At 65.8% G+C, this 24859-nt stretch carries 21 protein-coding genes; 9 read left to right on the top strand and 12 right to left on the bottom strand.

The window, feature by feature from the left end; genetic code table 11:
• The first annotated feature begins 21 nt into the window (after positions 1 to 21).
• Genes KIT25_21345 through KIT25_21355 form a run of 3 tightly spaced genes read left to right on the top strand, consistent with a single transcriptional unit; the run spans position 22 to position 6751 of the window.
• Positions 22 to 2988 carry a virulence factor SrfB gene (locus tag KIT25_21345; protein ID UYN94547.1) on the top strand — a complete coding sequence of 989 codons (2967 nt, stop codon included), beginning with the start codon at positions 22 to 24 and terminating at the stop codon, positions 2986 to 2988.
• A complete protein-coding gene (locus KIT25_21350; GenBank protein ID UYN94548.1) occupies positions 2988 to 5666 on the top strand; it encodes a virulence factor in 2679 nt (892 codons plus the stop codon). The genes KIT25_21345 and KIT25_21350 overlap by 1 nt, the downstream gene beginning before the upstream one ends.
• 14 nt (positions 5667 to 5680) lie before the next feature.
• Positions 5681 to 6751: a sel1 repeat family protein gene (locus KIT25_21355; GenBank protein UYN94549.1), complete on the top strand. Its 1071-nt coding sequence runs from the start codon at positions 5681 to 5683 to the stop codon at positions 6749 to 6751.
• 12 nt (positions 6752 to 6763) lie between these two features.
• Here KIT25_21355 and cyoD read toward each other — a convergent pair whose 3' ends face one another.
• From cyoD to KIT25_21380, 5 genes are all read right to left on the bottom strand, one after another.
• Complete coding sequence (gene cyoD, locus KIT25_21360) at positions 6764 to 7063, bottom strand: cytochrome o ubiquinol oxidase subunit IV (GenBank protein ID UYN94550.1); 300 nt, start codon at positions 7061 to 7063, stop codon at positions 6764 to 6766.
• Complete coding sequence (cyoC, locus tag KIT25_21365) at positions 7063 to 7662, bottom strand: cytochrome o ubiquinol oxidase subunit III (GenBank protein ID UYN94551.1); 600 nt, start codon at positions 7660 to 7662, stop codon at positions 7063 to 7065. The genes cyoD and cyoC overlap by 1 nt, the downstream gene beginning before the upstream one ends.
• The gene (gene cyoB / locus KIT25_21370) at positions 7659 to 9632 is read right to left on the bottom strand and encodes a cytochrome o ubiquinol oxidase subunit I (GenBank protein UYN94552.1); all 1974 of its coding nucleotides are present in this window, start codon (positions 9630 to 9632) and stop codon (positions 7659 to 7661) included. Before cyoB ends, cyoC begins: the two co-directional genes overlap by 4 nt.
• A gap of 5 nt (positions 9633 to 9637) precedes the next feature.
• Complete coding sequence (gene cyoA, locus KIT25_21375; GenBank protein UYN94553.1) at positions 9638 to 10534, bottom strand: ubiquinol oxidase subunit II; 897 nt, start codon at positions 10532 to 10534, stop codon at positions 9638 to 9640.
• Between the two features lie 95 nt (positions 10535 to 10629).
• A complete protein-coding gene (locus KIT25_21380) occupies positions 10630 to 11007 on the bottom strand; it encodes a hypothetical protein (GenBank protein UYN94554.1) in 378 nt (125 codons plus the stop codon).
• Between the two features lie 117 nt (positions 11008 to 11124).
• On the opposite strand from KIT25_21380, the gene KIT25_21385 reads away from it, so the two are divergent.
• Entirely contained in the window at positions 11125 to 12294 is a 1170-nt protein-coding gene (locus KIT25_21385; GenBank protein UYN94555.1) for an acetyl-CoA acetyltransferase, read from the top strand.
• A 14-nt stretch (positions 12295 to 12308) separates the two neighbouring features.
• Here the strand turns inward: KIT25_21385 and KIT25_21390 are convergent, their stop codons facing one another.
• Positions 12309 to 12815, bottom strand: a complete 507-nt coding sequence (locus KIT25_21390; GenBank protein UYN94556.1) for a hypothetical protein — start codon at positions 12813 to 12815, stop codon at positions 12309 to 12311.
• The gene (locus KIT25_21395; GenBank protein UYN94557.1) at positions 12812 to 14206 is read right to left on the bottom strand and encodes an HD domain-containing protein; all 1395 of its coding nucleotides are present in this window, start codon (positions 14204 to 14206) and stop codon (positions 12812 to 12814) included. Before KIT25_21395 ends, KIT25_21390 begins: the two co-directional genes overlap by 4 nt.
• A gap of 9 nt (positions 14207 to 14215) precedes the next feature.
• On the opposite strand from KIT25_21395, the gene KIT25_21400 reads away from it, so the two are divergent.
• Both KIT25_21400 and KIT25_21405 read left to right on the top strand, forming a co-directional pair.
• A complete protein-coding gene (locus tag KIT25_21400; GenBank protein UYN94558.1) occupies positions 14216 to 15418 on the top strand; it encodes an IS256 family transposase in 1203 nt (400 codons plus the stop codon).
• 281 nt (positions 15419 to 15699) lie between these two features.
• On the top strand, positions 15700 to 16659 hold the full coding sequence (locus KIT25_21405; GenBank protein UYN94559.1) for a hypothetical protein: 960 nt from the start codon (positions 15700 to 15702) through the stop codon (positions 16657 to 16659).
• Positions 16660 to 16665: 6 nt separating this feature from the next.
• Here the strand turns inward: KIT25_21405 and KIT25_21410 are convergent, their stop codons facing one another.
• Positions 16666 to 17460, bottom strand: a complete 795-nt coding sequence (locus KIT25_21410; protein ID UYN94560.1) for an SDR family oxidoreductase — start codon at positions 17458 to 17460, stop codon at positions 16666 to 16668.
• 51 nt (positions 17461 to 17511) lie between these two features.
• Positions 17512 to 17937, bottom strand: coding sequence for a VOC family protein (locus tag KIT25_21415; protein UYN94561.1), 426 nt, complete (start codon positions 17935 to 17937; stop codon positions 17512 to 17514).
• A gap of 67 nt (positions 17938 to 18004) precedes the next feature.
• Here KIT25_21415 and KIT25_21420 point away from each other — a divergent pair, with 67 nt between their 5' ends.
• Positions 18005 to 18631, top strand: coding sequence for a TetR/AcrR family transcriptional regulator (locus tag KIT25_21420; protein ID UYN94562.1), 627 nt, complete (start codon positions 18005 to 18007; stop codon positions 18629 to 18631).
• On the opposite strand, the gene xdhB is transcribed toward KIT25_21420, so the two are convergent.
• From xdhB to KIT25_21435, 3 genes are read right to left on the bottom strand one after another with little or no spacing between them, the layout of a single operon-like run.
• Complete coding sequence (gene xdhB, locus KIT25_21425; GenBank protein ID UYN94563.1) at positions 18576 to 20864, bottom strand: xanthine dehydrogenase molybdopterin binding subunit; 2289 nt, start codon at positions 20862 to 20864, stop codon at positions 18576 to 18578. The two genes, KIT25_21420 and xdhB, sit on opposite strands and share 56 nt — an antisense overlap.
• Positions 20861 to 22243 (bottom strand): xanthine dehydrogenase small subunit, encoded by a 1383-nt coding sequence (xdhA, locus tag KIT25_21430; GenBank protein ID UYN94564.1) that lies wholly within the window; start codon positions 22241 to 22243, stop codon positions 20861 to 20863. The genes xdhB and xdhA overlap by 4 nt, the downstream gene beginning before the upstream one ends.
• Positions 22244 to 22280: 37 nt before the next feature.
• On the bottom strand, positions 22281 to 22814 hold the full coding sequence (locus KIT25_21435; protein UYN94565.1) for a GNAT family N-acetyltransferase: 534 nt from the start codon (positions 22812 to 22814) through the stop codon (positions 22281 to 22283).
• Positions 22815 to 22900: 86 nt separating this feature from the next.
• On the opposite strand from KIT25_21435, the gene KIT25_21440 reads away from it, so the two are divergent.
• Both KIT25_21440 and KIT25_21445 read left to right on the top strand, forming a co-directional pair.
• On the top strand, positions 22901 to 23800 hold the full coding sequence (locus KIT25_21440; protein UYN94566.1) for a polysaccharide deacetylase family protein: 900 nt from the start codon (positions 22901 to 22903) through the stop codon (positions 23798 to 23800).
• A gap of 2 nt (positions 23801 to 23802) precedes the next feature.
• Positions 23803 to 24720 (top strand): polysaccharide deacetylase family protein, encoded by a 918-nt coding sequence (locus tag KIT25_21445; protein UYN94567.1) that lies wholly within the window; start codon positions 23803 to 23805, stop codon positions 24718 to 24720.
• Positions 24721 to 24859: the final 139 nt, after the last annotated feature.

Below are 24859 nucleotides of genomic sequence, written 5' to 3' on the forward strand. Positions count from 1 at the left end.
CCACCAGTTGCACGCGACCCCATGAGCGACCTCGCCCGCCTGCCGAGCTATCCCAGCCCGACCACCCTGATCGCCCGTTCGGGCATCCAGTTCCTGGATTTCGGCCTCGATCCGGCAAAGCTGAAGGTCCGCGAATGGGGTTTCCACGACGCCGCCACCGGCAAGGGCGTCGACGACCTCGTGCAACTCGAATTCGACGAGGCGCGAGGTCAGTACGAAGTGGTCGAAAGCGGGCGCCGGCGCGCCGCCGAGCCCAATCTCGCCGTCACGGTCAAGGACGCGCTCGCGCCCTTTCTCGACAAATGGGTGCCCCTGCCGTTCCTGCAGGTGCGGCCGAACAACCAGTTCCGGGAGGGGCCGTCCGACTGGGCACGGGTCCGCGTCGTCGATCTCGAGGCGCGCTACGGCGAGGGCTTCCGCGACGAACAGGGCAACCGCTACCGCGCCGTGCTGGCCTTCGACACCGGCCTGATCGCCGAGGCCGAAGGCCGCGCCTATCTCGCGCCTTCCTCGAAGGACGTCACGTCGGGGGCGCTGTTCGCGCTGGCGCCGCAACAGCGTGCCAACCATTGGCTGCTGCGCCAGGGCTGGATGAACCAGTGGCTGGAGGAGTTGTTCCGCGAGCTCTTCCCGCGCGCCACGCTCGAGGAGATCGACAACGACATCAAGCAGAAGCCGCAGGAGCCGAGCGCCCGCTATCTCGCCTTCCTCGGCCTGCTTGCCGAGGCGGCGCACCTGCCTCCGATCAAGCTGGTGGGCGACGCCGAACGGCCGGGCCGCGGCGCCATCGAGGTCGACCTCGTGCTCGATGTCGGCAATTCGCGTACCTGCGGCCTGCTGATCGAGGCGTCGGGCGAATTGGGCGTCAACCTCAACGATTCATACGAACTGGCCTTGCGCGACCTCTCCCATCCCGAGAGCGTGCACAGCAAGCCGTTCGAGACGCGCGTCGAGTTCGCCCAGGCCTGGTTCGGCAAGAACCATCTGTCGCGCCTCGGCGGTCGCGCCGACGCCTTCGTCTGGCCGACCATGACGCGGGTCGGCCCGGAGGCGACGCGGCTCGCCGCGCGGCGCCGCGGCACCGAGGGCAACACCGGAATGTCGAGCCCCAAGCGCTATCTATGGGACGAGGAGCCGCAGACCCGCGAATGGCGCTTCAACGTCGCCTATGCCCAGGACCAGTCTGCGATGCCGGCCGCGGCGGGGCCGATGGCCCAGCTCATCAACCAGAAGGGTGAACCGCTGCACCTGCTGACACCCGATGCCGATTCGGCCGACCAGCTGCCGGTGTTCGAACCGCTCTACTCGCGATCCTCCATCATGACTTTCGCGCTGAGCGAGATCCTGCTGCAGGCGTTGACCCTGATGAACTCGCCGCAGCAGCGCGGCCGGCGCGCCCATGCCGAGATGCCGCGGCGGCTGCGCCGCATCGTGCTCACCCTGCCGACCGGCATGCCGCTCGCCGAACGCCTGATCTTCCGCAAGCGTGCCGAGGCGGCGCGCGACCTCGTCTGGATGATGATGGGCTGGAAGCTCGACGACGCCGCGGCGCCGGCGCCGCGTGTGCTGACCGACTGGGACGAGGCGAGTTGCACGCAACTCGTCTATCTCTACACCGAGGTGGCGCGCAACTTCGGCGGCGATGCGCGGCGCTTCTTCCAGATCGCGGGCAAGCAGCGGGGCAAGCCGTCGGACGGCACGCTCTCCGTCGCCAGCATCGACGTCGGCGGCGGCACCACCGATCTCATCATCAACAACTACCGCCTCGAGGGCGCCGGCACGTCGGTGACGCTGTTCCCGGAGCAGAGGTTCCGTGAGGGCTTCAGCGTCGCGGGCGACGATATCCTCCTGCGCGTCGTGCAGGGCCACGTCCTGCCGCCGATCGAGACGGCGATGCGCGCCGCCGGCATCTCCAACCCCGCCGATCTGATGGCCGAGCTGGTGGGTGGCGACCGCGGCGGCGAGGACATCATCCAGCGCAACCTGCGCCAGCAGTTCGCGCTCCAGATCGCCCATCCGATCGCCCTCGAGTTCCTGCGCGCCGCCGAAACCTACGACCCGGCCTCCGGTGTCGTCGCCGCCGAGCCGCGCTCCTACGAGTCTTTCTTCCCGGGTGGCACACGACCGTCTGCCGAAGTCGTCACCTTCGTCAACGAGGCGGCGCGCAAGCGCGGCGCCCGCGACTTCGATCTTCGCCAGACGACCTTCCCCATCGACCTGCCGGCACTCGACAAGACCGTGCGCGCGGAAATGGCGCGCGTGCTGGCGCCGCTTGCCGAGATCGTCCATGCCTACGATTGCGACATCCTGCTGCTCTCCGGCCGGCCGTCGCGCCTGCCGGGCATCCGCGCGCTGCTGATGGAGCTGCTGCCGCTGCCGCCCGAGCGGGTGATCGCCTTGCACGAGTATCGCGTCGGCGCCTGGTATCCGTTTCGCGACGCCCGCCTGCGCGTGGAGGATCCCAAGACCACCGTTGCCGTCGGCGCCATGATCGCCGCCCTCGCCCAGTCGCAGCTGCCCGACTTCTCGTTCCGCTCGGACCTGTTGCGCTCGCGCAGCATCGCCCGATACATCGGCAAGCTCGATGGCGGCGGCCGCCTGCAGCGCGAGGACCTCGTCTATCGCGACGTCGACCTCGACGACCGCGAATACGAACTGCCGGAAGTCTCCTTCGAGTTCCGCGGCCCCATGTGGCTCGGCGCCCGCCAACTCGACCTGGTGCGCTGGCCTGCGGCGCGCCTCTATGCGCTGGAGTTCGCCAAGCCGGAGCATGCCGAGCGGCACGCCCGCGAGACGCCATTCAAGGTGGCGCTGGCGCGTGTGAAGCCCAAGGACAAGGACTCCGGCGATGTCGAGCGCTTCCGACTGCGTCAGGTGACCAACCGCGACGGCCGCGCAGTGGCGCTCGACCGCCTCACTCTTCGCCTGCAGACCCTGCCGCGCCGCGAGGGTTACTGGCTCGACACGGGCATGCTGAAAACCGGTTGATGGACATGGATACAGTCGATCTCAAGCTGGCTCAGGACTGCGAGGCGCTGGCCGTCGCCGCGAGCGAGGGCGTGGGCTGGCTGAAGGGCGCGGCGACCTCGTCGCCGACCGTCGCGCAACAGGCGCCGTCGCTGATCAGCGAACTGCAGAAGGTGCGCAACCAGAGCCGGAAGCTGGCGCGCGCAGCGCGCCGGCGCATGTGCGTCGGCGTGTTCGGCCCCAGCCAGGCCGGCAAGTCCTACCTGGTATCCATTCTCGCCAGCCGCGACGGTCGTCCGCTGCAGGCGCGCTTCGCCGACAAGACGTACGATTTCCTGCGCGACATCAATCCGCCCGGCAATCGCGAATCGACCGGCCTCGTCACCCGCTTCGGCCTGGGGCTGAGCGACGTCTCGCCCGACTTTCCCGTGCGCGTGCGGCTGCTGACCCAGACCGACATCGTCAAGATCCTCGGCAACTCCTTCCTGCTCGACTTCGACCACCAGAAGGCGACGTTCGAGCGGCCCGACGGCGAGGCGATCCGCAAGCGCCTGGCCGAGCTGCGCGCCAGGATGCTGCCGGCGCCCCAGGGCGATCTGGATTCCGACGACGTGCTCGACCTGATCGAGTACTTCGACACTTTCTTCGCCGGCATCACCGCCGAGCTCCGGACCGACTTCTGGCGCGAGGCGATCGAGCTGGCGCCACGGCTGAGCGGCCACGACCGCGCCCGGCTGTGGTCCCTCCTCTGGTACGACTTCCAACCTTTCACCGACCTCTATCTCACGCTCTACGAGGGCCTGCAGAAGCTTGCCTTCGCACCCGAGGCGCTGCTCGGCATGGACGCCTTGATCCCGCGCGAGAAGAGCATCATCGACGTGCTCACCCTCGACCGGCTCGGCGCGGATTCTTCCGATGCGCTGCTGGTGCGCCCGCGACAGGCGGACCGCCGCAATGCGCCCGATGCGCGCTTGCCACGCTCGCTCGTCTGCGCCCTCACCGCCGAGCTCAGCGTCGCCATCGACGAGAAGCCGTGGGACTTCTTCGACCACACCGACCTGCTCGATTTCCCCGGGGCCCGCTCCCGCCTCAAGCTCGCCAACCTCGGCGACGTCGCCAAGGCCAAAGGCGTCTCCGAGGGCGCCAACCCGCTGCGCGAGCTGCTGCTGCGCGGCAAGGTCGCCTATCTCTTCCAGCGATATTCGGCGGAGCGCGAGCTCAGTGCCATGCTGCTCTGCATCCCCGACGGCAACCAGGAGGTCCGCGACCTTTCCGACATGATGACGGCCTGGATCGACCAGACGATCGGCGCCACGCCAACGGAACGCGCCAAACAGAAGAACGCGCTGTTCCTGGTGCTGACCAAGATGGACCGCGAGTTCGAGCAGAAGGCCGGCGAGACCGAGGAATCGCGCAAGCTGCGCTGGTCGGCGCGGCTCAACAACTCGCTGGTCAACAACTTCCGGGGCGAATGGCCGACCAACTGGAACGGACAGCCCTTCAACAACACGTTTTGGCTGCGCAATCCAACCGTCATCGACGAGCGGCTGATGGACTATCGTGACGGCCGCGAGATCGGCATCGCGGAGGCCTTCGCCGGGCGCGCCCTGGAGCTGCGCGAGCAGTTCCTCGCCAATGACGAGGTGCGGCGGCACGTCGCCCAGCCGGCGCGCGCCTGGGACGAGGCCTTCAAGGCCAACGACGGCGGCGTCTCCTATCTGGTGCAGAGCCTCATCCCGGTCTGCGACCCGGCGATCAAGCGCGCCCAGGTGCGCGGGCAGCTCGAGGTCCAGATCAGGCGCCTGGTCGACCGCCTGGCCGGCTTCCACAGCGCCTCCGACGGCGACGCTCGCGCCAACAAGCGCGAGCTCGTGCAGACGGTCCTGCGCGGCCTCGCCTCCTGCATCCAGCATCAGCTCTTCGGCGAGCTGGTCGCGGCGCTTCAGGTCGCGGACTCGGCGCTGCGCGACATCTACTTCCGCATCGCCACCGCCCGGGCCGGCGAGGAACCGGCGGGCCGCGGCGTCAAGGCGGCGGCGCCGGTCGGCCAGTCCTCGACCGGCGCCGCAGTCGATCTCGGCGCGATCTTCGCCGATGTCTTCGGCGAGGACGAGGGGCGGGCCGTGCCATCACCCTCGGGCATCCTCGAGGATCGCGCCGAACGCTTCGCCCGAGAAGCGGCCGAGTACTGGCTGGAGAACATGCGCCGCCTCGGCGCCGACGAGAAGGCACTGTCGCATTTCGGTGTCGACCGCCAGCATCTCGGCTGGTTGGTCGACGAACTGGTGGTGGGCGCGCATCGCCTGAAGCTGATCGACCGGCTCTCGTCCGACGTGCGCGCCCTCGAGAACGCCGCCAACGCCAAGTGGGAGGACGTCGCCGAGCGCCAGGTGCGCACCGCGGCTTCGGCACTCAACGGCTATGTCAGCGCGCTGGGCTTCGATCGCCTGCCGCTCGACCAGCGCCCAGGCCTGCCGCCACACGCGCCGACCCGGCGGGTCTTCCAGAGCCCGCCAACGCCCGATGGCGCACCCGTGCTGAGCGAAGAGCCGACGTCGATCTATGCCGACTACTGCAAGGACTGGATGCGAGCCTTCCTGCAGCTCGCGATGGACAATGTCGGCTACGAGGGCGGACGCGAGATCACCGCCGAGCAGAACGAGCGACTGGGGACGATCCTGCGCGCCGTTCCGGCCTGAGATCGCGGTCCATCGTGCGCGCTTCCGTTCACCCCCTGTCCAACCCCGGCCACGCTGTCCTGCGCGTTACCGAGATCGATGCCGCGCCGCAAGGGTTGGCCTTGTCGATCCAGCGCCAGCAGGGGCCGGACTCGCATCTCGCCGACGACGGCTGGCGCCGCACCGAGACCTGGCTGGTGCCGTCGCGGGTCAAGCGCAGCGGCACCGTGCTGGAATTCGAACTCGGGCCCGAAATCTGCGACCGGCTGGCTGGCGTCGCGACTGTTCGCTTGCGGATCCGGGAGCCCGACATCGGGGTGGTCGGAACGACGGTCGTCGCATGGCCACCGATGCTGACATCGGGTGCGGCGCATCACGGAGCCGATGACGACGACAACGTCGTTCGCTTGCGACGCGCTCTCGGGCCCGTCCGTGAAGAGGCCGCGCCCACGGAACCGCCACCCGCCCCGGCACCGCAGCCCGACCCGCCGTTGCGCGCGCTACGCGACCCGCCAACGCAGCCGCGCAACGTCGGCACCTGGGCATTCTATGGCGCTCTGCTCCTGGTGATCGTCGCCGGCGGTGCCTACGCCTACTGGCACTTCATGCGCGGCGAGGAGGCTCGGCCCGTCGCTGCCGCGCCGGCGCTGCCGCAGCCCGCACCAACCGCAGCCGCCGCATCGGGAAAGAAGTCGATCCGCGAAGTGACGGCGGAGTACTTCGCGACCAACCCCGGCCCCGAGGCCATGGTCGCGACCGCAAAGGCCTATGTGCAGGCCAACGATCTCGAGGGCGCCTTCCTCGTCTGGCGACGCGCCGCCGAAGCGGGCCATCCGGACGCACAGCTCGCGCTCGGCGAGTTCTACGATCCACTGGTCCAGCCGCCGAAGGCCGGCTTCACGCCGGACGGCCGTCGCGCCGTCGAATGGTACGAGCGTGCGGCACTGGCCGGCTCGGCCGAAGCGCAGCGCAAGGTCGGCCTCCTGCTGGCGAAGGGCGGCGCCGGCCTTTCCGCCGATACGGCCAAAGCGCGGACATGGCTGCAGCAGGCGGCGGCACAGAACGACGTCGATGCCCGGAAGGCCCTCGACTCGCTGCCCAAGTAGGCGGTCCTGGCGTTAGAGCGCCATACGGCTGTGCAGATCGAACATGATCCAGAAGCTGCCACCGACCATGATGAAGATCAGCAGGACGGTGAAGACGAGCGCCAGCAGGTTCTCGCGCGGCGTGGTCGTGAACTCGATGTGCAGGAAGAAGTGCAGATGGACCAGCACCTGCAGGACGGCGGCAATGCCGATCACGAGCAGCGTGCTCTGGGCCGGCAGGGCATGCGTGGCGACCAGCCAGAACGGGATGGCACTCAGCACCACGGCGAGCGCGAAGCCGATGAGGTAGGAGCGCAGCGCGTGGCGATCCATCAGACGAGCCCCGGCAGGTAGACGATGGAAAAGATGCCGACCCAGGCGATGTCGAGGAAGTGCCAGAACAGGCCAAGCCGCAGGAGTCGCGCCACGACCGGCACGGTGAGACCCTTGGCCTTGACCTGCGCCGCCATCACCAGAATCCAAAGCAGACCCATACTGACATGCACGCCGTGCGTGCCCACCAGGGTAAAGAAGGCCGAAAGAAATCCGCTGCGATCCGGACCCGCCCCCTGGGCGATCAGGCCCGCGAACTCGCGCACCTCGAGAACGACGAAGCCCAATCCGAGCAGGAAGGTGATGCCGAGCCAGAGCAGCACCCCGTCCGATCGGCCGGCGCGCGCCGACAGGCTGGCGAAGCCGAAGGTCATGCTGGAGACCAGCAGCAGGGCCGTCTCGACGGCTGCATTGCCGAGATCGAACAGTTCCCTGCCCGTCGGCCCGCCCGCCGTGCCGGGGATCATGATGGCATAGGTGGCGAACAGCAGCGCGAAAATGACCGCATCGCTCATGAGATAGAGCCAGAAGCCGAACGCGCGCTGCTCCTGCGTCTCCCTCTCCTCGCGCTCGTGGGCGGACAGCACGGCCGTGCTCATGACGGCCGCCCCATGGCGCGGAAACGCTCATCCTCGATCCTTTCGACCTCGGCCGCCGGGAGCGTGAACTCGGTGTCGTCGTCGGAGACGCGCAGGACCACCGCGGCGAACATCGCGAGCGCGCTCGCGACCGCCAGCCACCAGATGTGCCACACGATGGCAAAACCCAGCACGAAGGCGAGGCCGCCCAGCCCGACGGCAACCGCCGTGTTGGTCGGAAGGCGGATGTCCTCGTAGGCGGCCGGCCGCTTGTAGGGCACTCCCCTCTCCTTCATCAGCAGGAAAGGCTCGCGGTCGGTGACCGGCGGAAGAGCGGCGAAGTTGTAGGCGGGCGGCGGCGAGGCGGTGGCCCATTCGAGCGTGCGCCCGTCGTGCGGATCGCCCGTCAGGTCGCGTGTCAGCGCACGGTCGCGAATCGACACGAAGAGCTGCATCATCATGCAGCCGATGCCCATCGCGACGACGACGGCACCGAACGCCGCCACCATCAGGTAGGGCTGCCAGGACGGATCGTTGTAGGTCTCCATGCGCCGCGGCATGCCCTTCAGGCCGAGCAGGTAGAGCGGCATGAAGGCGAGATAGAAACCCACAATCCAGCACCAGAAGGAGCGGACGCCCCACTTGCGGTCGAGAGCGAAGCCGAATGCCTTGGGGAACCAGTACATGTAGCCGGCGAGATAACCGAACAGCACGCCCGGGATGATCATGTTGTGGAAGTGCGCGACCAGGAAGGTCGTGTTGTGCATCAGGTAGTCGGCCGGCGGAATCGCCAGCAGCACACCGGTCATGCCGCCGATCACGAACGTCACCATGAAGCCGATGCTCCACATCATCGACGGATGGAAGTCGATGCGGCCACGATACATCGTCAGCAGCCAGTTGAAGACCTTCACGCCGGTCGGCACGGCGATCACCATCGTCGCCACGCCGAAGACGGCGTTGACGTTGGCGCTCGAGCCCATGGTGAAGAAGTGGTGCAGCCAGACGGTGAAGGACAGGACGGCGATGGCCGCCGTGGCATAGACCAGCGATGCGTAGCCGAACAGGCGCTTGCGCGAGAAGGTCGCCACCACCTCGGAGAACACGCCGAACGCCGGCAGGATCAGGATGTAGACCTCCGGATGGCCCCAGATCCAGAACAGGTTGGCGTAGTTCATCATGTTGCCGCCATGCGCGTTCGTGAAGAAGTGCATGTCGGCAACCCGGTCGAGCGCGAGCAGCCCGCAGGCCACGGTGATGGCCGGGAAGGCGAAGATCATCAGCACGGAAGCGCAGAGCGCCGTCCACACGAAGGGCGTCATGCGCATCAACGTCATGCCCGGCGCTCGGCGCTTCAGGATGGTGACGACGAAATTGATGCCCGACATCGTCGAGCCGACACCGCTGATCAGGATCGCCCATATCCAGTAGTCGACGCCGACGCCGGGGTTGTGCTCGATGCCCGAATACGGCGGATAGCCCGTCCAGCCCGCGGTCGAGAACTTGCCGATCACCAGCGAGACCATGACGAGGCCCGCACCGGCCGCACTCAGCCACAGGCTGACGGCATTGAGGAAGGGAAAGGCCACGTCCCGCGTGCCGATCTGCAACGGCATGATGACGTTGATCAGACCGGTCATGAACGGCATCGCCATGAAGAAGATCATGATCGTGCCGTGCGACGAGAAGATCTGGTCGAAATGCTCGGGTGGCAGGTAGCCGCCCGAATCGAGCGCGAAGGCCTGCTGTGCCCGCATCATGATGGCGTCGACGAAGCCGCGCAGCAGCATGATCAGCGCCAGGACGATGTACATGACGCCGATGCGCTTGTGGTCGACGCTGGTCAGCCACTCCGTCCACAGATACTTCCAGGCCTTGAGCCAAGTGAGCACGACGGCCACCAGAAGGGCGCCGCCGACCGTGACCGCGGCGCCGCCGGCGGCAATGGCACTGTAGAGAGGCAGGGCATCCAGGGTGAGCTTGCCGAACATGACGTCTATCTCCGCGGCGCGGCGGCACCGCCGTGCGCGTGGTGGCCGTGCGGGCCCGAGTAGCGGGCGATGATCGATTCGTAGAGGCCGGGCTCGACTCCGCCATAGTATGCGACCGGATTGCGTCGGCTCTTGGCGGCAAGCGCTGCATAGGTGCCGGCATCGAGCCTCGCCGGCGCCTGTTTGGCGCGCGTCACCCACGCATCGTAGTCGGCCTGGGAAAGCGACACGACCTCGAAATGCTGGTCGGAGTAGCCGCTCCCGGAGTACTGGCTGTTACGCCCGACGAACTTCCCGGGCTGGTCGGCAAGCATCTGCAGCCGCGTCTGCATGCCGGCCATGGCGTAGATCTGGCCGGCAAGCTGTGGCACGTAGAAGGAGTTCATCACCGTGTCGGAGGTGATGCGCAGGCTCACCGGGCGACCGGCGGGGAAGGCGAGCTGGTTGACGGAAGCGATCCCCTGCTCGGGATAGATGAACAGCCACTTCCAATCCTGCGCGACGACCTGGACCTCAAGCGCCGTGCCGGCGCCCTCGATCGGCCGGTAGGGATCGAGCTTGTGCGTGCTGCGCCAGAGCAGCACGCCGAGCGCGATCACGATCAGCGCCGGGATCAGCCAGACGACGGCATCGACCCGCACCGACTCCGACCAGCTCGGCGCATATGCAGCTTGGGTGTTTGAGGCCCGGTAGCGCCAGGCGAACCACAAAGTGAGCACGATGACCGGTACGACGACGATCAGCATGACATAGAAGGCGTCGAACAACAGGTCGCGTTCGGCGAGTGCGATCGGGCCCTTGGGGTCGAGCACCGCGGAATGCCTGAGATCGCATCCCGCAACCACGACGGCCGCGGCGATGGCCAGCCCGGCTCTCGCAACCGCCCGTCGCCATCCGATCAAGCCCGTTCTCCCCCGTTTCGACCTATCGACGTCTCAACGGCAGATTGGGGCCACGCCTGGAGTCGGGCAACGATTTCTTTTTGAGACGCCTCCGGCTAGATTCTCTGTCCCGAACCGCTGGGAGGAGAGACGGGCGGCGGCGCGGGTCGGCCTCGGGGATCCTTGATCGTGCAGACGTCGGCTTTGAGGCGCTCTTTCAACACAGCGATCTGATCCTCGATCTGCTTGTTGGCGGCCTTCTGCTTCTCGATCTGGTCTTCCATCGCCTTGACCTGCTGGGAGTCGGGTCCCGGCGGCGCAGGCGGCGGCAATGGCGCAGGCAGGGTCACCGCGACATTGACGATCGGTCGATAGAACAGGTACCAGCCGAGTCCGAGACCGGCGGCGACCAGCAGGAAGCCGCCGAGGAGACCGCCCAGAATCCACGGCCATCTCGGTCTTTCGCGCGCGTCTTGCGGGGTCGGGTCTGACATGGTTATCGCTCTATTAAAGCAGCAAACGCCGGCCGAGCGGCGGAATTAGGGCGAAAGGCCGGCCTTGTGCGGTCGGCGACGATGATTAAGTGTATATGCACAGACAAGGAGTGTCCCATGACGGCCTGCATCGTCGGATGGTCCCACGGCAAATTCGGCAAGCTCGATGGCGAGACCAGTGAATCGCTGATCGTCAAGGCCGCCAGCGAGGCCATCGCCCACGCCGGCATCGCGCCCGGGGACATCGACGTCATCTATGTCGGCAACATGAACGGCGGCTTCGTGCGCCAGGAGTTCCACTCCTCGCTCGCGCTGCAGACCCATCCCGACCTGCGCTTCAAGCCCTCGACGCGCGTCGAGAACGCCTGCGCGACCGGCTCGGCCGCGATCCACATGGGCTTGAACACGCTCGCCGCCAAGAAGGCGCGCTTCGTGCTGGTGGTCGGGGTCGAGAAGATGACCGAACTCAACTCGGCGCAGGCCGGCGAGGTGCTGATCAAGGCCTCCTATGTCGCGGAGGAGGCGACCATCGAGGCAGGCTTCGCCGGCATCTTCGGCAAGATCACCTCGGCTTACTTCCAGCGCTACGGTGACAAGTCCGATGCGCTGGCCAAGATCGCGGTCAAGGCGCACAAGAACGGCGCCAAGAACCCCTTCGCGCACTTCCAGAAGGAGTTCGCCTACGAGTTCTGCCGCAACCCCTCGGACAAGAACCCGTTCGTGGCGGGACCGCTCAAGCGGACCGACTGCTCGCCGGTCACCGACGGCGCGGCAGCCGTCGTGCTGGCCGATGTCTCGACCGCACTCGGCATGAAACACGCCATCGCCTTCCGCGCCGCCGAGCACGTCAACGACTTCCTGCCGATGAGCAAGCGCGACATCGTCAAGTTCGAGGGACCGCAGCTCGCCTGGAAGCGCGCACTCGCCGAAGCCAAGCTCGACCTGCTCGACCTCTCGTTCGTGGAGACGCACGACTGTTTCACGTCGGCCGAGCTGATCGAATACGAAGCGATGGGCCTGACGGCGCCCGGCGAAGGCGAACGCGCCATCCTCGAAGGCTGGGTCGAGCGCGACGGCAAGCTGCCGATCAATGTCTCGGGCGGACTCAAGGCCAAGGGCCATCCCGTCGGCGCGACGGGCGTCAGTATGCACGTCATGGCGGCCATGCAGCTCGCGGGCGCAGCGCCCGAGGGCCTGCAGCTTCCAAAGGCCAGGATGGGCGGCGTGTTCAACATGGGCGGTGCCGCCGTGGCCAACTATGTGAGCATCCTGGAACCGCTGCGGTAGCTACTAGCCTATTGCTAATTGCGATCCAGCCCGAGTTCCTTGATCAGGTCTTGCGCGCGACGCAAGCGATCCTCCGTAGCTTTGAGGGGTTTTCGTTCGCGCACCTCGTCAACGAAGTCCTTTTCGTAACCGTTGTTCCGCAGAAAGACCATTGTAGCCGCCAACTCCAGAACGACATCTGACACAGAGGCCATAGACGTAAGGGCCGCCTTCGCCCTGTCCTGCGATAAATTCCCGAGCGCCTTGGGCTGCTTCTCTTTTGATGAGTACACTACATAAGTAACGTCCCGAGCGCCCGAACGCCTTTCATCGGCCTCGAAGTCATACAGTAGCGTTGCCATTTCGGCAGCCGACGCAACGTCCTCCGAATATGGACCATAATGATGGTAGTCGAACTCCGCATCAGAGTTCATACCGAGCTGATCAAGCAGATAAAAAGTCTTCTGGAGTCGCGTTTTGCCAACAAGCTTTTTATCAGCGTTCAGAGTGACGATTTCAGTCACTAGCTTTTCGGTATTCATTGTGTGACCCCCGTCCAGATCTTTTCGAGCTTCGCCAACTGTTCGGCATCTGAAACATACAAACGATAAAACTGCTCTCGCTCTGTGAGCGTCTTTATGACCGGCGACAGGATTTCAATACCGGTCGGTTGAGCATCAGACTCGTGTTCCTTCACGAGTACTTTGCTAAGCGCCGATGGACTATCGAAGTCGTAGGCCTTGTATGGGCTCAGCGCGTAGTCGTCTTCCAAGTAGGAAATGCCACCAGCATCGCGAAGAGCTTTCTTGAAGCGAAGACGAATATTTCCAGGCGGCTTCCCGCCAAGTTTCTCTGCGACGTCGAAGCATTTGTATAGACAACGATTCCGAAGGCGAGCGGCCAATTCTGCGATTTCTCCATCAAGCTCGTCCGCCATGCGGCCTAGTTCCGTCCAAATCACAGAATCATCCAAGCCGAGATATGCTTTGAGTTCTGGATTGGTGGTGGAGAAGAATTTGAGAAGCTGGCTGCCTGGAAAATTTGAAGAGTCGATCTTTCCCTCTCGTATTTGAGTACTGAACATTCGAAGGAGATGCTCGAGGATTTTCTCAGCACCACGGGTCGTCTTATGCATATAGACCATGATGTAAAGCCGATGCCGGGCCTCGATGTACTCTTCGGCAACCCGACGTCCTTTCGGACTTAAATACAAACAATCTGCATCGAAAGGATCATCGGTACCCACAGTGACCTTTCCAACTCTCAGACAATCGAATAGCCAATCCTGATCAAGATGACCGAACTGGACACCTGTCATCCGTCTATCTCGCTGAAGATAATCGAGTCGATCAGCGTCAAATTGACTGGAAACAATTGTCGCGAAAATGTCCTTCGGCTCCTCTTCCTTGAGAAGCCGCGCGATGTGGTCCGCAATTTTCGAATCTACGGCATTAAGAATTGCGTGGACCTCGGTATCGCCGAGAATGATGTCGGCGCTCCAATCCTCGTGATCTTTCCCCATTCCTGCTTTCGCCGTGGCGCCCTCAAACGCGTGACTGAACGGGCCATGACCCACGTCGTGAAGTAGCGCCGCGAGCAGGACGACCTGGCGGCGATATGCGTCGATCTTTTCTACTTGTCCCTCGATGAGGCGCACGAGATTGCGCGCCGTGTGATACACCCCGATCGAGTGAGCAAGTCGGCTGTGAGTCGCTCCGGGATAAACCAAGTCAGAGAATCCTAACTGTCGAATCCTGCGGAGCCTTTGCATCTCCCGAGAATTCAAAAGCCGCCACGCTATCTGATCGACGTCATCATTCCCTTTGAAGACAATCAGGCCAGATGACGTAAAGAATCTTTCGCAGAATTGGGCGGTGGCTCCCGCTCTGGTTAAGTTGGCGTTGCGAGACGACCGACGAAGCCAGTTCAACAAGGAGCCACCATGGAAGAGGATAGCAGAGGGGCCGAGCTCAGCAACGTGATCCGGATCGACGACGAGCGGGTGCGCGATCACCTGGGTCGGATCGTGCGGGGGACGGTCGAGGAGACACTGAACGCGATGCTGGAAGCGGAGGCCGATCGGCTGTGCAACGCGGGGCGCTACGAGCGGACGGCGGCGCGTCGCGATCAGCGTTCCGGCAGCTACGCTCGCAAGCTGCAGACCAAGGCCGGCGAGGTGACGCTGCAGGTGCCGAAGCTGCGGCGGCAGACCTTCGAGACGGCGATCATCGAGCGTTATCGGCGGCGCGAGAGCTCGGTGGAGGAAGCGTTGATCGAGATGTACCTGGCCGGCGTGTCGGTCCGGCGGGTCGAGGACATCACCGAGGCGTTGTGGGGCACGCGGGTCAGCCCCGGCACGGTGTCGAACCTCAACAAGAAGATCTACGGCCAGATCGAGGCCTGGCGGCACCAGCCGATCGAGGGCGCCCAGCCCTATCTCTATCTCGACGGCATCGTGCTCAAGCGCACCTGGGCGGGCGAGGTCCGCAACGTCTCGCTGCTGGTGGCGATCTCGGTCAACGCCGAGGGATACCGCCAGATTCTCGGTATCGTCGAGGGCGCCAAGGAGGACAAGGCCGGCTGGAGCGCCTTCCTGGGCCATCTCAAGGAGCGCGGCCTCGCCGGCGTCGAGCTGATCGTATCAGACGCCTGCATGGGCTTGGTCGAGAGTGCCGCCGAATACTTTCCCGAGGCGCGCTGGCAGCGCTGCATGGTGCACTTCTACCGCAACGTCTTCGGCCACGTGCCGGCCGGCAAACTGCGCGAGGTAGCGCTGATGCTCAAAGCCATCCATGCCCAGGAAGACCTTGCCGCCGCCCAGCGCAAGGCCGGCGAGGTCGTCGCTCGGCTCCACAGCATGAGGCTCGGCAAGGCGGCCGAGCTGGTCGAGACGGCGGTGCCCGAGACCCTGGCGTACTACGCGTTCCCCGAGGAGCATTGGCGCCGCATCAGGACCAACAACCCGCTCGAGCGCATCATGCGGGAGATTCGGCGACGGACACGCGTCGTCGGCGCCTTCCCCGACGGCAACTCGGCTCTCAACCTGGCCGCCGCCAGGCTACGCCATATCGCCGGCACCCGCTGGTCGACAAAACGATATCTGAACATGGCGCTGCTCAAGCAGCGCAATGCCATGACCGCTTAACCGGAGCAGGCCACCGACCAAAGTGCGAAAGATTCTGGACACTACCTCAGGCCATGAAGCGGATCTCGGATTCGCTGTGGTTTTGAGGGAGGGTCGCCAGCCATTCGCAGTTCTTGTTATGTTCTCGACCAATTCAGCCCAAGGGTCAAGTTATCAACAATTTGTATCATCTTGGTGGATAGTTACACAACCTTTAGTGTGAAGAAATCCTCAGAAAACACACGCCTTACGAGTCGGTCGAAGGTGAAGAGCCTCTGTAACGTGTCAGCGGGAGATAAAGGGTGAAACCGATCGGACATCGCGAAAGCGACGCGATCTTGGGGGCCATGCGGCAGGTGGCGCTGGCGGACGGACGGCCGCTCAGCCACGCCGATACGACGAGCATCCGGGGCGCCGCGCACTATCTGCTGCGGCGGCCGGAGATCGGCGACGTCGGCGCGCTCTCAGCGGTCGAGCCGGCCGACCTTGCCGCGACGCTCGACGACAGGGAGCTGCGGTCCGAGGCGGTGAAGTACCTTGCCATCATGGCGCTGGTCGACGGCGCGCTCGATCATGCAAAGCTCAGGCGCGTGCTGGAGTATTCGCGCGCACTCGATGTCGAGGCCGACTACCTGACCGACCTGGTCGAGGCGGCCTCGGGCCATCTCGCCTGGGCGACCGCCGACATGTGGCGCAAGAATTTCGACAGCGTGCTCAGCCGCTCTTCCGAAGGCCTCGATCCGGCAAAGTGGATCCGGCCTTATGGCGGGGCAAACGCCGATCCCGCGCTGATCGCCCGCTACGAGGCGCTGGGCGAGCTGCCGCAAAACACCTTCGGCAAGGTGTTGTGGGATTTCGACAAGGCGAACGGCTATCCATTCCCCGGCGACCCGATGGCACTCAACGCCGCCTTCGGCACTCCTCACGACTCCACGCACGTGATCTCAGGCTATGATACCAGTGCCCGTGGCGAACTGCTGGTCTCGACCTTCACCGCCGGCATGCATCCCATCAACCCGATGAGCGGCCATATCCTGCCGGTGATCTTCTTCTTCCACTTCGGCGAACAGCTCAACGACGTCGGCCACGCCGGCAAGGGCGGCCTCGATCCCGACGAATTCTGGCACGCCTGGGCGCGCGGCGCGGACATGACCGTCGATATTTTCAAGCCCGGCTGGAACGTGTGGGACTGGATCGAGCACGATCTCGAGCAACTGCGGCGCGACTGGAACGTCACGCCGCCGGGCCATCGATTCGCCTGAACGGAACTACACGACGGGGCTCGCGCCGCCATCGACGTTGATGGCGACACCAGTGACGAACGAGGCGGCGTCGGAGCAGAGGAAGCAGGCCATGCGGGCGAATTCCTCGGCCTTGCCCATGCGGCCGATCGGGATGCGGCCCTTCGCCATGTTGGCCAGGAACTGTTCCAGGCTCTCGCCCTTGCCGGCGGCCTTGTGGCGACGCACCCACTGGTCGCTCTCGATCAGGCCGACCAGCATGGCATTGACCAGCACGCCGTGCGGCGCGTTCTCCTTGGACAGCGCCTTGGTGAGCGCGAGGCCCGCGGCGCGGCTCACCGAGGTCGGCGTGCTGTCGGCGCCCGGCGCCTTGGCGCCGATGTTGAGCACGTTGACGATGCGGCCCCACTTGCGCTCACGCATGCCGGGCAGCGCCAGACGACAGAGCCGGATGGCGGCGAACAGCTTCAGGTCGAGGTCGCCCTGCCAATCTTCGTCGGTCACCGTATCGAACGGCTTGGCGTGGCTGATGCCGGCATTGTTCACGACGACATCGACCTTTCCGAAGTCGGCCGTCACCCGCTTCCAGGTGTCGGCGATGGGCTGAGCCTTGGCGACGTCGCAGGAATAGGCCTCGATCTTGGCGTTGGTCTTGCCGGCCGCCTTGGCGACCTCGGCCTTGGCTGCGGAAAGCACATCCTGCTTGCGCGCCAGCAACGCCACCGAAGCGCCCGAGGCAGCGAACTCCTTGGCCATGGCGAGACCCAGGCCCGTGCTCGCGCCGGTGATCAGGGCCACGCGGCCATCCATGCGTACGTCCATCTTGTTCCTCCCGAAATCGCCGTCGAAATCGGCCGACACCCTATCCGCAGATCACCGCGGCAGCGAGTCCGGAGCGTACTGCTTCAGGAATTCCGCGGTGGGAGGGATGGGCTTGATGACGTCGATGGCGATGCCGTTGGGGTCCTCGGTGATGAAGTGCCGCTGACCGAACGGCTCGTCCCGCAGAGTGAGATGAATCCTGAGACCTGACGCGATCGCCTTCTCGTACTCGGCGTCGACATCCTCGACCTCGAGATTCACCAGCACCCCGCTGGCCTTGTGCCGGAACGGCGCCGGGATCGTCTCATGCCGGTAGTCGAGGATGGCGAGGTTGGCCGCCGGCGATACGTCCGACACGAGGTGGACATACCAGTCCGACACGAAGGCTGGCTTGAACCGGAAGTGACGTTGCCAGAAGGCGGCGGTCCGCGCGACGTCGTCGGTGCAGAGCACCGTGTAGAATTGCGTGAGCTTCATGGCTGGCGCCTTTCCCGGGATTTACGTACTGTTTGTATGCAATTTCATTTAGATACAGGCTGTATGTATGTCAAGACCGAAGACACAGGCCGAACGGCTGGCGGCCACGCGGGCGGCACTGCTGCGGGCGGCGCATGCCATCTTCGCCGACGCGGGATACGATGCGGCCACCACCGAGGGGATCGTGAAGCGGGCCCGGGTGACGCGGGGCGCGCTCTATTACCACTTCACCGACAAGCGGGCGCTGTTCGAAGCCGTATTCGCCGACGTGGCTCGCGGCATCGCCGGCAAGGTCGACGCCATGGCGACGCCGATGGGCGATCCGCTCGCAGCGCTGGTCGAAGGAACGCGCGCCTTCCTCGACGCCTGCCTCGACCCGGCGGTGCGGCGCATCTATCTCGTCGACGCGCCGTCGGTGCTGGGCTGGCACCGTTGGCGCGAGATCGACGCGCCGCACGGCGTGCGCTCGCTGCGCGAGGGCGTGACGGCCGTTCTGGCGGCGCGGCCCGAAGCGGCTCTTGCCGTCGAGCCGGTGACCTTTCTTCTGTCGGGTGCCTTCAACGAGGCCGCGTTGTGGATCGCCGAAGCGAGGGACGAAAAGTCCGCGCGCCGCGAGATGGATCGCACGCTTGGCGAGCTCATCGAACGGCTGTTCGCGCCATCTCGATCGCGGCGAGCACGCGCTCGGGCGTAGCCGGCGCGTCGAGGCGGACGGCTTCGTTGCGTCCGGCGGCTGCGCCGATGGCGTCCTTCAGTGCCGTCCACACGGCCGTTGCCAGCAGGAGCGGCGGCTCGCCGACGGCCTTGGAACGGAAGATGGTGGCCTCGCGCGACGGCGCGTTGTCGAGCAGCTTCACGTTGAGGACCGTGGGCACGTCACGGCTGCCGGGAATTTTATAGGTCGAGGGTCCGACCGTGCGCAGCACGCCCTTCCTGTCCCACCACAGTTCCTCGCAGGTCAGCCAACCCTGGCCCTGCACGAAAGCGCCCTCGATCTGCCCGAGATCGATCGCCGGATTGAGCGACGCGCCGCAATCCTGGACGAGGTCGGCACGCAGCACGCGACTCTCGCCGGTCAGGGTGTCGATCGCGACTTCCGCCATCGCCGCGCCGTAGGAAAAGTAGAAGAACGGCCGGCCGCGCATTTTCGCGGGATCCCAATGCAGCTTGGGCGTCCTGTAGAAGCCGGTGGAGGACAGCGACACGCGCCCGAGATGGCAGAGCCGCGCCAGCTCGCCGAAGCTCAGCACCTGGTTGGAGCCCGGCCTGGCAATGCGTACGGCGCCGTCAGCCAGCTCGACCTCGCCTTCGCTCACGCCGAAGTGCTCGGCGGCATAGGCGACCATGCGCCGCTTGATCGTGTTGGCCGCCTCCCAGGCCGCCCACCCGTTGAGATCGGAGCCGGTGGAGGCGGCGGTCGGAGAGGTGTTGGGCACTTCCGCCGTCGACGTCGCGCTCGGTCGGATGCGATCGACGTCGACCTTGAACACCTCGGCCACGACCTGGGCCACCTTGACGAACAGGCCCTGCCCCATTTCGGTGCCGCCGTGATTCAGGCGGATCGAGCCGTCGGTGTAGACATGCACCAGTGCCCCCGCCTGGTTCATGTGGGGGATGTTGAAGGAGATGCCGAACTTCAGTGGGAAGAGGCCAAGGCCGCGTTTGAGGACCGGATGGGCGGCATTGAAGGCATCGACCTCGGCCCGTCGTCGGTCGAGCTCGCCCATCCGCCTTACCTCGGCCCAGCAGCGCCCCAGATGGTTCTCGTCGACGATCTGGCCGTACGGCGTTTCGTTCCGGCCGACGCCGCCATAGAAGTTCGCCGCGCGCACTTCGTTGGGGTCGCGCCCGAGAAAGCGCGCGATCCGATCGAGTGCATCCTCCATCACGACCACGCCCTGTGGTCCGCCGAAGCCGCGAAAGGCCGTGTTCGACTGCTTGTTGGTGCGGCAGGGATAGCCGACGGCGCGGACATGCGGGATGAAGTAGGCGTTGTCGACATGCGTGAGCGCGCGGGCGATGACGCCCGGCGTCATGTCGAGGCTCCAGCCGGCGTCGGCCGTGAGCGACGCGTCGAGCGCCAGCACGCGCCCGTCGCCATCGAAGCCCACCGTGTAGCGGTAGGCAAAGCCATGGCGTTTGCCGGTCGTCAGGATATCGATCTCGCGCGGCAGACGCAGCTTCACCGGCCGCCCGGTCTTGCGGGCCGCCAGCGCGGCGGCGGCGGCGACCCACGACGCGTTGCTCTCCTTGCCGCCGAAGCCGCCGCCGAGGCGGCGCACCACCGTGGTCACGCGGTTGAAGTCGCAGCCCAGGACGTGGGCACAGACATGCTGCACCTCGGTCGGATGCTGGGTCGAGGAATGCACGACGACGTCGCCGTCCTCACCCGGCAGGACAAAGGCGATCTGGCCTTCGAGGTAGAAGTGCTCCTGGCCGCCGACCGTGAACTCGGCGGTGAGCCGATGGGGTGCCACCTTCAGCGCGGCGTCGGGATCACCGCGCAGCAGGGTCGATGGCGCCTGCACGAACGATTTCCGGGCGAGCGCCGTCTCGATGTCGAGGATCGGCTCGCCGGGCTCGATCTCGACGATCGCGCGTTCGGCGGCATGGCGCGCCGCATCGAGCGTGTCGGCCACGACAAGGGCGAGCGGCTGGCCCGCGAACTCGACCTCTCCATCGGCGAACAAGGGCTCGTGCTTGCCGGGCCCGGCGATGTTGTTTTCGCCCGGGATGTCGCGCGCTGTGAAGGCCAGCACACCCCTGGGCAGCTCGAGCCGTCGGATCGAGCCGGCCGCCACCGGACTCAGCACCAGCGCGGCATGCAGGGTGCCGGGTGGCTCGGGCATATCGTCGATGTAGATCGCCTGTCCCGTGGCGTGCTTCAGCGCGCTGTCGTGCCGCTGCGCGGTGTGGACGCCTTTCATAGAGCCTCGACCTCGACGGCGTGGCGCGGCTGGGCGATGCGCAACTCGAGACGGCGCAGCAAATTGGCCGCGACGATCAGACGATACGATGCCGTGCCACGCCAGTCGTCGATCGGCTGGAAGTCGCGTGCCAGGGCCGCCGCCGCGGCAGTAAAGCCACCCTTCAGCAAAGCGGCTTCAGCGTTGCCCGCGCGTTTGGGGATCGCCGCCATGCCGCCGAAGGCCAGCCGTGCCTCTTCGACCTTGCCGTTCCCGATCCGCAGGCGATAGGCGCCGGCGACAGTGGAGATGTCCTGATCGCGCCGCTTGCTCACCTTGTCACAGTGGAAGATCTCACCGGGCTGAAGCTTCGGCACGGAGATGCTCTCGATCACCTCGTCGGGTGCCAGCGCAGTCTTGCGGTAACCGATGAAGAACTCCTCCAGCGGCAATTCGCGCGCACCGCGCCGGGAGACGAGGCGCAGCCTGGCTTCCAGCGCCAGCAGCACCGGCGGCATGTCGCCAATGGGGGATGCCGTGCCGAGATTGCCGCCGATCGTGCCCATGCAGCGGATCTGCCGCGACCCGAGCCGCGACAGGTACGGACGCAGCGCGGGAAAGGCCGCGATCAGCACCGGCATGGCATGGGCATAGGTGGCCGCCGCACCGAGCGTGATCTGCGCGTCGTCCTGCCCGATCGCCGTCAACTCGGCGACATTGGCGACATGGATCAGCGACGCCGGCGGCTTGCGCGAACGGCTGGCGAGCAGCCCGAGATCGGTGCCGCCGGCAAGCAGCAGTGCTTGCGGGTGCCCGGCACGCAGGTCGACGAGCTCGGCGAGACTGCGCGGTGCGAGGAAGCTGCCGTCGAACGCCGCCGAAGCGCTGCGCGCGGGTGCCGGAGTCGGCGCTTCGATCGCCATGCCGGCGACTTTGGCCATCGCGTCGACGATGGGACGATAGCCGGTGCAGCGGCAGAGATTGCCTGCAAGCGCGTCATGGATGGTCTCCGGATCGGCTTCCTCGCCACCGGCGGCAAAGGCGTAGGTCGACATCACGAAGCCTGGCGTGCAGAAGCCGCACTGCGTGGCATCGGCCTCCGCCATCGCCCGCTGCACCGGATGCGGCGCGCCGCCCGTGCCCAAAAGACCCTCGACCGTGCGCACTGCCCGACCATCGATCTGGCCCAGCATCGCGATGCAAGAGTTCATCGCCTCGCGCCGTCCGTCGGCGTGCTCGAGCACGACGGTGCAGGCGCCGCAGTCGCCTTCGGCACAGCCCTCCTTCGTGCCCTTCAGTCCGCGGCGATCGCGCAGCCAATCGAGCAGGGTCGTCATCGGCGAGACGCCGCCGGCATCGACGAGTTGATCGTTCAGGACGAAGCGAATGCAGTCCGCCATGCGGTCAAGATGCTTCGACCGACGAGCGCCCGCAAGCTCACGCCGGCATAGCCTGCGGCCGCGCCACCCAGACGAGGCCATGCCACGGCGGCGTTCGGTGATGCAGCCAAAAGTCGCGCGAGGCCTCTCGTTGCAGGCCGAGACGCCCCATTACGCCACGGGACCGATGGTTGTCGGCGGCCGTATAGGCAAGCACCTCGGCGAAGCCTTTTCGCTCAAAGCCGTCCTGCAGCGCAGCCCGCGCGGCCTCCGAGGCAAAACCCTCGCCCCAGGCCGACCGCACGAGGCGCCATCCGATCTCGGCATGCGGGCCGAGCGGATGTGCGGGATCGGACGGCATGATGCCGGCATAGCCAACAAACCGGCCCTGCCGGTCTTCGATCAGCCAGCGGCAGATGCCGTGCTGCTCGAAGGCCGCCCGATAGCGGTCAAACTTGGCATCGCTTTGGCGGCGATCCAAAGGTCCGCCGAGATCGGCCGCCACTTCCGGATCGGCGTTCAACGCCGCGAACGCCATTCGGTCGGCATCGCGCCAACTCCGCAGGACGAGACGCGACGTCGTGAGAATCATGAACGAAGCATACCTCCCGCAGCGTCAGCTTGCGCCCGTGGAAACGCCGTGATGCACTCGCCGCGCCCTGAAGAAAGGCATAAGCCATGGATCCCTATCGGTTCGCCTACTCGCCGATCGTCGAGCGGCCGAAACTCTCCTGGCCGAACGGCGCGCGTGTCGCGGTCTGGGTCTGCCCCAACATCGAGCACTACGAGTACGTTCCGGCCGAGGTGCGGGTGCGCAATCCGTGGCCGCGCATGCCGCATCCCGACGTGCTGGGCTATGGCGGCCGCGACTATGGCAACCGGGTCGGCCTGTGGCGGATGTTCGAGGTGCTCGACAGGCACGACGTGCGCTGCACCGTGTCGCTGTCGATGTCGGTCATCGAGATGTACCCCGAGATCCTGGAGGCCATGGAGGCGCGGCGCTGGGAGTACATGAGCCATGGCTACTTCAACACGCGCTACCACTGGGGCTACTCGCCCGAGGAAGAGCGCGAGGTCATCGAGCACAGCAAGGCGACGCATCTGCGCCTGACCGGACGGCGGCTGCGCGGCTGGTTCTCGCCCGCCATCTCAAACACGCTGAACACGCCCGATCTCGTGAAGGAAGCCGGCCTCGACTACATCTGCGATTTTTATCACGACGACCAGCCGACGCCGCTCGCCACCAGGCACGGCGTGCTGATGCACGTTCCCTACACGATGGATCTCAACGACGCGCTGATCTACCGCCAACCGGTCGAGGCCGAGGAATTCGCCCAGATGATCGTCGACCATTTCGACACGGTCTACCGCGAGGGCGGCGAGAACGGCCGCGTCATGTGCATCGCGCTGCATCCCTACATGATGGGGGCGCCGCACCGGCTCAGGCATCTCGACCGCGCGCTCGGCTACATCCGCAAGCACAAGGATGCCTGGATCTGCACGGCCGAGGAGATCCTCGACTGGTACACGGCCAACGGCCTGAAGGCCTACCAGCAGCACCTCGGGAAGGAGGCGTGACCATGACCGCCATCCCCAAGAATCCGTCGCCACTGCCGCCGGGCATGGACAACCCCTGGTACGATTTTTCGGCATTCCCGACGCGCCCGCGCCTCGCCTGGCCGCGCAACGCGCGGGTCGCCTTCTTCGTGGTGCTGCACCTCGAATACTGGGAGCTGCTCCCGGCCGAGGACAGCTACAAGGATCCGCGCTTCGTCGGCGAGTTCGGCTCGTTCAACCCCGACTATCGCACCTGGACGCAGCGCGAGTACGGCAACCGCACCGGTATCTTCCGCGTCCTCGATGTGCTCGACCGCTACCAGATCCGCGCCGGCGTCGCGGTCAACGCCATGGCGGCAGAGCGTTATCCCTACCTGATCGAGCAATTCAGGAAGCGCCGGTACGAGTTCATCGCGCACGGCACCTCGGCCAACCGCATGATCACCTCGAAGATGAGCGAGGCCGAGGAGAAGGCCGAGATCGCCGACTCCATCGCCGCCATCGAGAAGGCGGCCGGCGTGCGGCCGGTGGGCTGGCTCGGCCAGGATTACGGCGAGAGCCAGCGCACGCCGCAACTCCTCGCCGACGCGGGGCTGGACTACGTTCTCGACTGGCCCAACGACGACCAGCCCTATGCAATGAAGGTCGGAAAGAAGTTCGTCTCGCTGCCCAACCAGCCGGAATGGGACGACGTCCAGCAGCTTCTGCTCAGGCGCATCCCGACGACGCGCTATCCCGACCTCGTCGGCGAAGCGTTCGACTTGCTGCACCACGAAGGCGGACAGGTCTTCAATCTTTCCATCCATCCCTGGCTGATGGGCATGGCGCACCGCATCAGGTATCTCGACGAGGCGCTGCGCCGCATCGAGCGGCACGGCAACGTCTGGCACGCCACGCCCGGCGAGGTCGCACAGCACTACATGGATACGATGATGGGCTGACGTTCCCCGCGCCGACACCAGCGAAGCCGGCGTCCGCGGGCGAGTCCACACCGGCGTGGACGGCTTCGATGCCGATGGCATCGGCATCCGAGGCGATTCGTCCACGAATCCACACAGTCCCCCTGCAGTCCTCGGTGTC

This window comes from Enhydrobacter sp. (assembly GCA_025808875.1).
Lineage (GTDB): Bacteria > Pseudomonadota > Alphaproteobacteria > Reyranellales > Reyranellaceae > Reyranella.